This is a genomic window from Butyrivibrio sp. NATIVEDY162, assembly GCF_045999815.1.
Classification (GTDB): Bacteria; Bacillota; Clostridia; order Lachnospirales; family Lachnospiraceae; genus Butyrivibrio.
In genome coordinates, this window is record NZ_CP172573.1 from 1,188,628 (window position 1) to 1,200,754 (window position 12,127).

Genomic DNA, 12,127 nt, shown 5'->3' on the forward strand with positions numbered 1-12,127 from the left:
ATCTAAATGACATTGGGACGGTTCTGACCGGTATTACATTATTTCAGCCTCTGCGCCTGATCATATATCCCCTTCAGCAGAATATCAAACTCATCAAATTTCTCCACCGCTGTCCTTGCTCCCTCTTCGCCCATACCGGACAAAGCTGCCACCTGCTCACTTGTGGCGGCGAGGCTCGCAATATTATTATTGATCTCCGTTGCACTTCTTCCTATAGCTTCTATGGAAGTACCGATATCATTAAATCTTCCTATAAGGTTTCCAACGTTCTCCCCGATCTCTTCAAAAGTATCTGCGGTCTCTCTGATAAGAATGTCCTGAGCCTTGACAGACTCAGCTGCCGCATTGGTAGAGTCTACCGCATTCTGAACATCAGCGGAAAGCTCCTGCATGATGCCGGTGATCTGATTTGAAGCACTGCTGGTCTGCTCCGACAGCTGCCTTATCTCATCGGCAACCACAACGAAACCTTTCCCGGCTTCTCCCGCACGCGCTGCCTCAATTGAAGCATTGAGCGCAAGAAGATTGGTCTGCTTTGATATCGATATGATGGAACCGACAATCTTCTCAACCTTTTCGACCTTCTCAGTGACAGCTCTTGTGGATGCCACCGTCTTATCACTCATCTCAACAACATTTGCGGTCTTGTCCTTGAGCTGGTCGATGACCTTAGTCCCATCAATAACGGCTTTCTGCGTGCTCTCGGACATCTCAACCATCTGATTTCTCTTGGCATCAGCCACTTCCGTCTGCTCATGGATATCTGCTATCTGATGTGACTGCTCTGTCACGGCAGCTGCGGTATTTCCTGTGCTGCCCGCAATTTCCCTCATGCCATCGTGGTTTCTTCCTATGATGCTCTTTAACTCATCGACTTCCCCATGGGCCTCATCAAACAGCCCCGTAATTTCCTTGGCGATCTCCACCATCTGGATACGGGTCTTTTCCTGGGCCTCCTGCCCTTTCTTGATGGCCTCGTCGTCCTCTCTTACCAGGGTCCGCCTCATCTTAAGCGACTCTATTCCGGCAATTCCCGCAAGAATGATTATGAAACCGGCCACAAAATGGTCCCTGGGTATCGAACCTGTAGCAATAAGATTTCTGACCAGGACAATAAGTCCGCCTATGGTCATAGCCATCTGTCCCACCACATAGAGCCTTAAGTCCAGATAAAGAATACACGACAGCATTACCGGTATCGCGAATGCATAAAAAATCATATCATTTTGTATTATCATGATAACCATATAGTAAAGAGTCGGACCTCCCAGAATGACCACTGCGCCAAACCTGGTCTCTCTGAATTTGATAAATCCAACCGCCATCTGCAGCACACCTGCCAGGACAGCGACAATCTCGATGACAAGCCCCAGGCTCATTCCGTGTGTTGCAGCATCCAGCACTACCATTAAAAGCGCAGTAAAGGCAATAATAAGGTTGATATGAAATACTTTTTTGTTTGATCTTGCATACTGGTCAGGGGTCATATAATTATCTCCTTTAGCCACGAAAACAGAATTTAACTGTACAATAACTGACAAAATAATTATATAATATTTCGTTGTGAACAATTATTAAATAACTCTAAAACCAATCTTGCATCCGGTTATGAAGTCAGTCATGGGAAAACTATCGCCTGACTTCATAATAACATTGGGACGGTTCTTTTGACTCCTTTAATAATACAAAACGGGAAATTACGCCATAGACTCATAACAAAGAAAGGCGCAGAAAGCCATTCGCTTCCGACGCCTGAAGGGGAGTCAAGGGGAGTCAGGGGTGAGTCAAGGGGACGGTTCCAATGTCATTTAGATAAGCCGTCGACTTTTTAATTGAATAGTTATCCCAAATCAGAGGTGAAATACCCTCTGATTTTTTTACGCTTTTTTAAAAAAAGCTTGACAAGTCAGCCAAAAAATGTTGCCGCGCCTTGATTATAAGACATTTTTACGGAGGTGCTGATATGTCATTTATTGTTACTGAAATACGTCAAAATCTATTTTCTGTTTTAGAATCTTTGTTAGCACGAAGAGATGAATTTTAGAAAAATCCCTCTTCTGACTTCACAAGAAAAAAGAAGATTTCCTTTGCTCAAACAATGTTATTTCCGATGATCGCAGGTGCAGATAATGTCGCAACTGAACTATTGGATATGTTTGGAGAAAATGAACTCCCGCTTCCATCAGCTATGATCCAGCGACGTAATCAGGTTAAAAAGGAAGCATTCCAGGAATTGTTTTATATGTTTAATAAAAGCATTCCAATGTCGAAAACATTTCACGGATATCAGCTTATTGCCTGTGATGGTACTCGTCTGAATCTTCCTTACAATCCATCTGATAAAAGCACTTTGGTTGATAACATAGAAGGCCGCAAGCCCTTTAACCAAGTACATCTGAATGCGCTTTACGATATCATGAATGACATGTTTCTGGATGTCGAAGTTCAGGGTATGCACGAAATGGATGAAAATAGTGCCTTTTGCAGATTTCTTGATAAGTACTCGAAATCTGATAGAAAAGTCATCTACATTGCTGATCGCGGCTATGGATCATTAAATAACTATGCACATGATCTTCATAATAATCAGTTGTTTTTGATTCGCATGAAGGAAAGTAATGCAAAAAGTTTATGCCCTGATAGACCTCACTTACTGGATAACGAATTTGTTGATGAGAAGGTTACTGTTCATGTTGGCCGCAGGTGTAGAAAAGGCAATAGCAAATATGAAAACTACCATCATGTAAAGGTGTACCATCGCTACGATTTCATTGCTTGTGGCACTGACGATATAGATTCGCTCTGTTTTCGTGTGTTGAAGTTTCCCCTATCCAGTGGGAAGTCTGCAAATATATAGCAACTAATCTACCAAAAGAAGTTTTTTCATTAAAAGTGATCAAAACTCTCTACAACCTGAGATGGGGCGAAGAAACAGCATTCCGTCATTTAAAGTATGCAGGAAACATGGTACACATACATTCAATAAAGCCAGATTTTTTGATACAAGAAATATACGGGAAGCTTACACTATATAACTTTTCGTCATGCATCACAAAGACTGTGACCAGGAAGAATGCCCTGAATAGTAGGCGGCCCCTGATGACCGTCTGTTTGCCTTTTTCAAAAATAGAATTTTTGACCGTAAACCCGAGAACTGGATATATTTTGTTTGGATTTATCATGGTTATAATAATATACTGTTATCAAGATTTATGCTATCTAAATGACATTGGGACTGGGTTAATGGTCCATTTTATCCTTAAATCCCTGTTCCCTACCTTATCACAAATCCGAAATATGCGGCAAAGAATCTTAAAAAAATATAAAGCGTTGTGGCTTTGTTTTTCCCTACAGTTGCAGTTTTTATCTATACTTCAATCATCTTTGCCCTATTTGAATGATGGTTTTATTTTTATATAATTTTTAGCTTTTTGCAAAGGCATTGCACCCTATTAATCGAATGATATAATTAATTTTATACAAGCTATGCGGAGGTGTTGGGAGACTAAACGGGGTATTCTTTTTGAGAGGGATGATACATTATGAGCAAACAGAAAACACAAAGCACCAAATTCACTTATATCCGCTCAGTAAAGGGCAAGATCCTTGTAATGGGTATATTGGGTATTGCTGCAGCAATTGTCATTGGTCTTGTTGGAGTTAGCTCCATCAATCGAAATGCCAAGTACAGCGAAGTTGTCTCAACAGTTGACAAGATAAACATTCTTCAGGCCCAGAATATCGGTAATGATGCACTGTATCAGTACTATGTTGATGAGGCTTATCTTAATGCCACGCTTACGAATCTTGATGAGATGGAGCAATCTGCTCTACGCCTTAAAAAGATAGCTGATAGTTCATATCAGAACTCCATTGATTCTATCCTGGATAAGATTTCAACCAGCAAAACTAACTTTAGTGATTTACTGGCTAACCACTCTTCCCGTGGCTATGACCGTTCTATCGGAAAATACCAGCAGTATATTTCTTCAAGTGATGAGCTTTCTGAAAGCTTTACTAACCTTGTAAACAACAATGACTGGGTTGAAATAACCTGGATAGATGCCAATTTTGGCGCTGCCGGAACCCCTGTGAATGTAGATGGAAAAGAATATATTAAGTATGTCTATGAAAGGGAGTTACCTGTAGTTGGTAAGCGTAACAGCCTGGTATTCCGTGTCGGCGGAACCTTCACATACAAGGGAGACTACTTTGTAAAGAATATTGCACTGGTAAATGGTTCTGAAAAACAAGCAATTGACCTTACTCCACTTGAAACAATGGAAAAGTCCGGTGATGGTCTTGAAAACGCGGAGTTTGCTGACTTTGGTGGTGAAAGAGCTATTAAGGTCACCGGTAAATATGATGAAACCTATGACAGATGGGAAGAGGTTTCCACAACCATCGATGTTAAAGCATATGACATGGAAAAATTCCCGGTTCTGTACTATGAGCTATATGTAGATCCATCCGTATATATTCCGGATGAACCTTTTAAGTATGGTGGTGCTGTACAGGGTGTTTACGGATTTGGATCCAACCTGACATCCCTTGATGAAATGACTGATACCTACAGTAAACTCGTTGTAGAAGGAAAAGATGTTTCCTCTAACCTTGCTGAAATTGAAGCCCTTTTTGCAGATATCAGTGACAATATTCCAAAATATACAACTGATCCTTCTCTTGCAGAGGTTTCTGCTGCCAGCCTTGCAGCCAAGAAATCACTGTTTGACGAGCTGAAGAACATTGATGCTACTACCCTTACCATCAAAGCAGATAATGCAGTTTTGAATGCGGATCTTAGTCAGCTTTGTGAAAGCATTCAAAATCAGGCAGTAACAGAAATGAATGCTGTAAGAACAAGTGTGACAGTGGTTATCATAGCGGTTCTTATAGCAAGTATTGTAGTTCTTATGCTTATCCTTCTGAAAGTAAGTCTTGGAATCAATAGAAGTGTTAATTCCTTCCAGGCTGTAATAGAAAATATTGAAACAGGAAATATTAAAGCCAGAGCAGATGAAAGTGGACATGATGAGTTCGCAATGTTTGCCTCAAGCCTTAATAAGTTCCTTGAAATTCTGGAGGCTACTATAAGTAAGGTCAAGAACATGTCTGATGTACTGGCAGATTCCGGACTTATGCTTGAAGAAAGTGCATCAAAAACCAAGACTGTCGCAAGTGAGATCAATGAAACAATCAATGAGATATCAAAGGGTGCCGCTGAACAGGCATCTGATATTGAGACCTCATCACAACGTGTATTTGATATCAGAAGTAATATTCAGCAGATTCTTGACAGTGTTTCAGCTCTTTCCGACAAGTCCTCAGATATGAGCAGCAACGGAAAAGAAGCCACTGACAATATGGATAACCTGACAAAATCCAGCGATTCTACAAATGCTGCATTTGGAAGGATTATAGAACAGGTTAAGAAGACTGATGAATCTGTAGGTAAGATTCAGGAAGCTGTAACCCTTATCTCCTCTGTTGCAAACCAGATCAACCTCCTGTCACTTAATGCCAGTATTGAGGCCGCCAGAGCAGGTGAAGCGGGAAAAGGCTTTGCAGTTGTGGCAAGTGAGATCTCAAAGCTTGCTGATGAAACAAACCAGTCGACTTCAATTATTGAAGGAATCATCAGAGATCTGTCTGAGGAGTCAAACAGAACTGTTGCAACCATCAACGAAGTAACAGAGCTTATTGAAGATCAGAAGACCAGCATCAGTTCTACAAGTGCAATATTTGGCAGCGTAAGTGACAACATTGAATTCACGAAGGAAGCTGTTGAAACTGTGCTTGGACAGGCTGAATCCTCTGAAAAAGCAGGAGAAACCGTTGTTGATCTTATGACTAACCTCTCAGCTATTTCGCAGGAGAACGCAGCATCTGCTGAAACAACATCAACGGCTATGACGAAACTTAACGATGAGACTGCAAGGCTTGCAGAAACATCTGCTGAACTTAAGGGACTCGCGGATACCCTTAAGGATGACCTTCAGTTCTTCAAAGTTTAAGTGCCGTCTTTCTAAAGAACGGGTATCATTCTGCTCGAATGATACCCGTTCTTTTATTCTCTCTATGGTCCTGGAGGACGAGCTCAATGTCATTTAGATAGCATAAATCTTGATAACAGTATATTATTATAACCATGATAAATCCAAACAAAATATATCCAGTTCTCGGGTTTACGGTCAAAAATTCTATTTTTGAAAAAGGCAAACAGACGGTCATCAGGGGCCGCCTACTATTCAGGGCATTCTTCCTGGTCACAGTCTTTGTGATGCATGACGAAAAGTTATATAGTGTAAGCTTCCCGTATATTTCTTGTATCAAAAAATCTGGCTTTATTGAATGTATGTGTACCATGTTTCCTGCATACTTTAAATGACGGAATGCTGTTTCTTCGCCCCATCTCAGGTTGTAGAGAGTTTTGATCACTTTTAATGAAAAAACTTCTTTCGGTAGATTAGTTGCTATATATTTGCAGACTTCCCACTGGATAGGGGAAACTTCAACACACGAAAACAGAGCGAATCTATATCGTCAGTGCCACAAGCAATGAAATCGTAGCGATGGTACACCTTTACATGATGGTAGTTTTCATATTTGCTATTGCCTTTTCTACACCTGCGGCCAACATGAACAGTAACCTTCTCATCAACAAATTCGTTATCCAGTAAGTGAGGTCTATCAGGGCATAAACTTTTTGCATTACTTTCCTTCATGCGAATCAAAAACAACTGATTATTATGAAGATCATGTGCATAGTTATTTAATGATCCATAGCCGCGATCAGCAATGTAGATGACTTTTCTATCAGATTTCGAGTACTTATCAAGAAATCTGCAAAAGGCACTATTTTCATCCATTTCGTGCATACCCTGAACTTCGACATCCAGAAACATGTCATTCATGATATCGTAAAGCGCATTCAGATGTACTTGGTTAAAGGGCTTGCGGCCTTCTATGTTATCAACCAAAGTGCTTTTATCAGATGGATTGTAAGGAAGATTCAGACGAGTACCATCACAGGCAATAAGCTGATATCCGTGAAATGTTTTCGACATTGGAATGCTTTTATTAAACATATAAAACAATTCCTGGAATGCTTCCTTTTTAACCTGATTACGTCGCTGGATCATAGCTGATGGAAGCGGGAGTTCATTTTCTCCAAACATATCCAATAGTTCAGTTGCGACATTATCTGCACCTGCGATCATCGGAAATAACATTGTTTGAGCAAAGGAAATCTTCTTTTTTCTTGTGAAGTCAGAAGAGGGATTTTTCAAAAATTCATCTCTTCGTGCTAACAAAGATTCTAAAACAGAAAATAGATTTTGACGTATTTCAGTAACAGTAAATGACATATCAGCACCTCCGTAAAAACGTCTTATAATCAAGGCGCGGCAACATTTTTTGGCTGACTTGTCAAGCTTTTTTTTAAAAGCGTAAAAAAATCAGAGGGTATTTCACCTCTGATTTGGGATAACTATTCAATTAAAAAGTCGACGGCTTATCTAAATGACATTGGGACGGGGGTGTTGGTTCATTATTTGGACTGATATATGTATATTCCGTCCCTACCGTGATCTTTGACATAGTACAGAGCTTCGTCCGCGGCACTTAAGATTTCCAAAAGTGTCTTTCCGTGCTCAGGATAAAGGGCAACACCGATAGAGAGACTGACATCTTTCGCGTAAACCTCATTTTTTATTCTTTCCTTGAGGAAGCAGATAAGCTCTTTTCCCAATGTTGCTGCATCATCCCTGCTATTTACGTTTTTCATAAGGACTAAAAATTCATCCCCTCCAAATCTTCCACAGATATCCATTCCCTTAAAGATATCACTAATGACACTTCCGATCTGTCCTAGGACCTTATCTCCCACCGTGTGTCCATATGTATCATTTATGTTCTTGAACCTGTCCGTATCGATAAGAAGGATCGCCATGGTTTCGTTCTCTTTTGCCGAAAGAAGCGATGCGCGAATCATATCTTCACATGTTGCCTTGTTGTAAAGACCGGTAAGACGATCCCGTTTGGATTTCTCCTCCAGCTCCGTTTTTAGCAGTTGTTGCTCAGTAACATCATTGATAAGCCCTATTATCCCGTTCACATTTCCGTTGTTGTCGAAGATAGGGCTCTTTATCACCTCCAGGTACTCTGTCTTTTCATCGGATTTTTCCTCAATGATATAGTTCGCGCCGACACCTGTCTGTATTATGCGCTGATCGGACTCCATTGCAAGCCTGGCATTTTCTTTGTCCTTTCGTATGTCAATATCTGTCTTACCCCGGATGCTCCATTCCTGCTCTTCAGAATCATTCAGGTGATGCCAATAATGAGTTGCAAATACATATCGCCCCATAGCGTCCTTGAGATAGATATTAGAGGGAAGCTGTTTTAGCATACTCTCGATCTCTGCAATCGTAGCTGAGTCCTTGCTTCGTATAGCATTGTTTACCCTGAGTTTTACCAGCTCATCCTCCTCGGGAAGGACAATATAGTCACTTATCCCCTCATTGATACAGATCAGCATGTCGTCTCTTGAATGCTTCAGCGTTACCGCAATCGTAGGAACAGAAACAAATCTCATGTCGTCCTTCATTTTTTTATGCATGGCAAAGTTATACTCGATACCTCTTTTAACATCCACGACGATGCATGCAAGATGCTCCCTTGGGCCCATTACCATGCGGATCATCTCTTCATTATCATGTGCTATCACTGTATCGTATATCTCAGACATAATTTCAGTGAAATGGTCATATTCTGGATAATCTGGTAATCTTATGATCATCTGCGGTTTGTATACATTTCTTGACTTATTGTCTTCGATTGACATGTTGTATCTTACTCCATTTCCTTCAAATCAGATATCAGCAGCCTATGAAAAATATCACACATGGACTATCTCTATCTCATCATAGTTTCTGCATCCCAGATCCTGAAACTGTATCACTTCACCTTCATTCGGGCTTGCAGAGTAATCATCCGTAGAAAATGTTCCTTTTCTGGTCAGCTCGAAGACGTAATGCTGTCCTTCGCGCCTTATCACATCCGGCTTATGATCACCGTCAAGATCCCTGTCCTTGTACTGCGGGATAACATCACCGATGTCACCTTCGTAATCAAAATACCTGCCGTCATCATAAAGTGTAATGGAATACTTTGCTACCGCATCCTCGATGCACATCCTGTTAGTAGGTAATGTAAACTCATCGGCAAGCGTTACCCAGTCAGGACCTCCGTCATATGGGTTCTCTTCCGGTTCGCTGTTCTGGTTGGTATCTGTCCCGGCGCCTGCTTTATCCTCTTCAGATACCGGATCCGCAAAAGACTCCATCGGTTCAGATACAGAATTGGCCCCGTCATTCCCGACATCTGTATTATTATCCTTGTCATTTACCACTTTGTCTTTTAGATTTGTTTCCGCTGGTGTTGTACTCCCACAGCCTGCAATGAACGTGCCGGCAATAATACAAGCCAGAAGCATTGTAAGTTTTTTTCTCTTCATATGAACCATTTCTCCGTATGCAGATTATTTAATGAGCCGGGCAGGCTTTTATCGGTCGGCCTATTTAATGATGTTGAGGTCAAATTTAGCAATAATTTTTCCGGCGAAATCCGATGATTGTAGTATATACTATCATCATACACAAAAAGAGTTGTTATCTCTACCAGCAAAGGTTGGTAACTTCGGAATTTAACACATATTCTTACAGATACACCATCTTATACTGCCGTACTTGCATCCATGCTTTCCCTGATTGCCGCAGCCTAGTACACCAAATAATCTGCAGAAGCTAGTTCTACTGCGCTTCTTCTTTGACGCACTCGTTTACCCATTCGATGAAGTTAGTTGTCGAGTCGCCACTTCTTTCTGCCATTGTATGTTCCTGTCCCCAAACAAAACTGTAATCAACGTTTGATCCGTAATTCTGCAGAGTAAGTACCAGGTTCGCTTCTGTATTAACTGCGGTGTCACTCTGCCAAAGTCCTGTGTTGATACGGAAGTACTTGGCTACATTTGAAGACTGATACCCTTCCGAACTAGCGAGAAGATAATACAGCGGAGAAGGCATAATTGTCAACAATGCTCCGGACTCTAAAGTCATAAACAAGGTAGTACCAACAAAGGTTATAAGTTGTAATTATTCCAGAACATATGAAAAAAGATATCAGCTTTGTATTGATTGCACGATGATTTGGTAAATGAGAAAGCATGGAAAATAAATTAGAATACGCTTTTTTATTTAATAAAAACTTAAGATAAATTTCTCACTTGAACGTTGCTGCACAAGCGGTATAGCAACAGAATATTTATGCACGGATTAACAGCATTCTTTGTGAGAGGTATACGCTATGAAGGGTAAATTCTATCAGTCTGTAAAAGGTAAGATCCTGATGATGGGCGCACTTGGTATTATTGCAGCCGTTATCATCGGTGTAGTGGGTGTTTCGTCCATACACAAAAATGGCAAATTGACCTTTAGCAACTAAGTTTTTTCATTTTCGCAAGCAGGGCGCCGAGGGTCCTCGGCGCGTTTTTGCTTGTTGGTGGTCATTCCCCAATCCCCCTGAACCTCGTTATCACTCGGAGCCACGCATCAGATAAACTGACGCTGAGTGCATTTGCCTATAACGCAAAAAAGAGGGAGACTCCACTGTGTCGCCACAATGAAATCTCCCTCGGTCTTAACGTATCTGTTCAGTTGTCTTTTGCTTTTCAGCCTGCTCTTTCTGCTCCTCAAAATTGAGGAACAGATCAACATTGTATTTTGCCATCTGTATATCTTTCATATCCTGCTTCGCCTGCCGGTACTCGGCATAGGTCTTTTTCTTTTCCTGAAGGACTTCGCTGTATTCCTGATTCAGTTCTTTGATCTTAGGAAGTTTACCCTCGATCTTGGAGAAAGCTTCCTTAGCAGCTTTACAAAGAGTGATAGCCTCCCTGTGCTCTTCAAAGAACTTTTTGCTATAACCGCTCTTGCGATATTCGGCATAAGTGTCCTTAGTCTTGGAATAGTTTATGATATGCTTTTTCAGCGCAGCTATCTCAACAAGCCTTGCCTCAAGAGCCTTCTGCTTCTCAGTAATTTCTCCAAATCTCTCGGAGGCAGCCTTGGCTTTTTCTGAGAGTTCATCATAATCTCTGAGACCATGTTCTTCAAGAAACAAAAGTGTCTGTGCCATCTGCTTGATGTTATGAACCTTAGCCCAGCGTTCATAGCCTGGTCCTTTTCCCTTGGCTATCATAGCTTGGATATCAAGAAGCATATCCACCTTTGGCTCAGGTTTAACATAAACATTTTCGTCAGTACGCTGTTGCTTCGGATCAGGTGTAAATGCACTTTCCCCGGAAAAGACTTTCTCCAGATCATCTTCTCTGTAACCGGCTCCAAGAGAGCGCATTCGCAAGAATTTCTTTTGATCTCTACCCTTAAGAGAAACATATTTACCGCGTTTTATTTCGTATCCCATTTCCTGAAGAAGCTTTATAAGCTCTTCCATATCTTTGGGCTTTTGCTCCATACAGATATCAATGGACTCACGGATTTCTTCACGGTAGCTTTTCCGCTGAGGATAAACAGTGCGCTTGCTTCGTTCACTTGGTTTCCTCGGAGTAATTACAGAGAGACCATTTTCAAGGCATACGATGTCGCTGACTTTATGGAGTGCTATTCCTGATAAATGAAAATCTCTGAATTTTCTGTTACAGTCAAGATTCGTGGAATTATATATGATGTGATTATGAATATGCGCTTTATCTACATGTGTAGCGACTATAAAAGCATGTCTGCCTTTAGTCCAGCGCATAGCCGTTTCATACCCGATTCTGTTGGCTTCCTCCGGTGTGATTTCTCCGGGTTTAAAAGCCTGCCTGATCTGATAGGCAATCACATCATTATTATTTTCCCTACCGGTATTATGCTGATATTCTCTTTTTGCAAGAGCAAACTGTTCCTCCACGAGCTTAGGATCACACTCATAGCTGCTGACCAGAATACCGCCATCTGTCTTCTCAGGATTCTGAGCATAATCCGTTCTGTCCTTCAGGCACTGCTGAATGGATTTTCCTTTATTCATATGCATGGCTATAAGTCTGGTAGCAGCTATAAGTCAT

Annotated in this window: 11 protein-coding genes; 4 read left to right on the top strand and 7 right to left on the bottom strand. The window is 41.1% G+C overall.

From position 1 onward, the window contains the following. Positions 1 to 38: 38 nt before the first annotated feature. Positions 39 to 1,487 carry a methyl-accepting chemotaxis protein gene (locus ACHCNF_RS04905; protein ID WP_408071671.1) on the bottom strand — a complete coding sequence of 483 codons (1,449 nt, stop codon included), beginning with the start codon at positions 1,485 to 1,487 and terminating at the stop codon, positions 39 to 41. 611 nt (positions 1,488 to 2,098) lie between these two features. Here ACHCNF_RS04905 and ACHCNF_RS04910 point away from each other — a divergent pair. From ACHCNF_RS04910 to ACHCNF_RS04920, 3 genes are all read left to right on the top strand, one after another. After that, positions 2,099 to 2,857 (top strand): transposase, encoded by a 759-nt coding sequence (locus tag ACHCNF_RS04910; protein WP_408071672.1) that lies wholly within the window; start codon positions 2,099 to 2,101, stop codon positions 2,855 to 2,857. After that, positions 2,854 to 3,420 carry a transposase gene (locus ACHCNF_RS04915; RefSeq protein WP_408072194.1) on the top strand — a complete coding sequence of 189 codons (567 nt, stop codon included), beginning with the start codon at positions 2,854 to 2,856 and terminating at the stop codon, positions 3,418 to 3,420. Before ACHCNF_RS04910 ends, ACHCNF_RS04915 begins: the two co-directional genes overlap by 4 nt. A gap of 122 nt (positions 3,421 to 3,542) precedes the next feature. Beyond that, positions 3,543 to 6,014, top strand: a complete 2,472-nt coding sequence (locus ACHCNF_RS04920; protein ID WP_408071673.1) for a methyl-accepting chemotaxis protein — start codon at positions 3,543 to 3,545, stop codon at positions 6,012 to 6,014. Positions 6,015 to 6,039: 25 nt separating this feature from the next. Here ACHCNF_RS04920 and ACHCNF_RS04925 read toward each other — a convergent pair whose 3' ends face one another. The 5 genes from ACHCNF_RS04925 to ACHCNF_RS04945 form a co-directional block, all read right to left on the bottom strand. Beyond that, positions 6,040 to 6,528, bottom strand: a complete 489-nt coding sequence (locus ACHCNF_RS04925) for a transposase (protein WP_408072195.1) — start codon at positions 6,526 to 6,528, stop codon at positions 6,040 to 6,042. Continuing rightward, entirely contained in the window at positions 6,474 to 7,367 is an 894-nt protein-coding gene (locus ACHCNF_RS04930) for a transposase (RefSeq protein ID WP_408071674.1), read from the bottom strand. Before ACHCNF_RS04930 ends, ACHCNF_RS04925 begins: the two co-directional genes overlap by 55 nt. Before the next feature lie 182 nt (positions 7,368 to 7,549). After that, the gene (locus ACHCNF_RS04935) at positions 7,550 to 8,845 is read right to left on the bottom strand and encodes a GGDEF domain-containing response regulator (protein ID WP_408071675.1); all 1,296 of its coding nucleotides are present in this window, start codon (positions 8,843 to 8,845) and stop codon (positions 7,550 to 7,552) included. Between the two features lie 54 nt (positions 8,846 to 8,899). Continuing rightward, a complete protein-coding gene (locus tag ACHCNF_RS04940; RefSeq protein WP_408071676.1) occupies positions 8,900 to 9,517 on the bottom strand; it encodes a hypothetical protein in 618 nt (205 codons plus the stop codon). Positions 9,518 to 9,812: 295 nt separating this feature from the next. Further along, a complete protein-coding gene (locus ACHCNF_RS04945) occupies positions 9,813 to 10,097 on the bottom strand; it encodes a hypothetical protein (protein ID WP_408071677.1) in 285 nt (94 codons plus the stop codon). A 268-nt stretch (positions 10,098 to 10,365) separates the two neighbouring features. Here ACHCNF_RS04945 and ACHCNF_RS04950 point away from each other — a divergent pair, with 268 nt between their 5' ends. Beyond that, complete coding sequence (locus ACHCNF_RS04950) at positions 10,366 to 10,503, top strand: hypothetical protein (protein WP_408071678.1); 138 nt, start codon at positions 10,366 to 10,368, stop codon at positions 10,501 to 10,503. Positions 10,504 to 10,698: 195 nt separating this feature from the next. Here ACHCNF_RS04950 and ACHCNF_RS04955 read toward each other — a convergent pair whose 3' ends face one another. Continuing rightward, a complete protein-coding gene (locus ACHCNF_RS04955) occupies positions 10,699 to 12,120 on the bottom strand; it encodes a relaxase/mobilization nuclease domain-containing protein (protein ID WP_408072196.1) in 1,422 nt (473 codons plus the stop codon). Between the last annotated feature and the right edge of the window lie 7 nt (positions 12,121 to 12,127).

What these genes read in the sequence shown, in the direction of transcription:
- ACHCNF_RS04940 (WP_408071676.1), bottom strand. Translation starts at nt 9,517, where the DNA reads ATGAAGAGAAAAAAACTTACAATGCTTCTGGCTTGTATTATTGCCGGC.
- ACHCNF_RS04930 (WP_408071674.1), bottom strand. Translation starts at nt 7,367, where the DNA reads ATGTCATTTACTGTTACTGAAATACGTCAAAATCTATTTTCTGTTTTA.
- ACHCNF_RS04920 (WP_408071673.1), top strand. Translation starts at nt 3,543, where the DNA reads ATGAGCAAACAGAAAACACAAAGCACCAAATTCACTTATATCCGCTCA.
- ACHCNF_RS04905 (WP_408071671.1), bottom strand. Translation starts at nt 1,487, where the DNA reads ATGACCCCTGACCAGTATGCAAGATCAAACAAAAAAGTATTTCATATC.
- ACHCNF_RS04950 (WP_408071678.1), top strand. Translation starts at nt 10,366, where the DNA reads ATGAAGGGTAAATTCTATCAGTCTGTAAAAGGTAAGATCCTGATGATG.
- ACHCNF_RS04935 (WP_408071675.1), bottom strand. Translation starts at nt 8,845, where the DNA reads ATGTCAATCGAAGACAATAAGTCAAGAAATGTATACAAACCGCAGATG.
- ACHCNF_RS04910 (WP_408071672.1), top strand. Translation starts at nt 2,099, where the DNA reads ATGTTATTTCCGATGATCGCAGGTGCAGATAATGTCGCAACTGAACTA.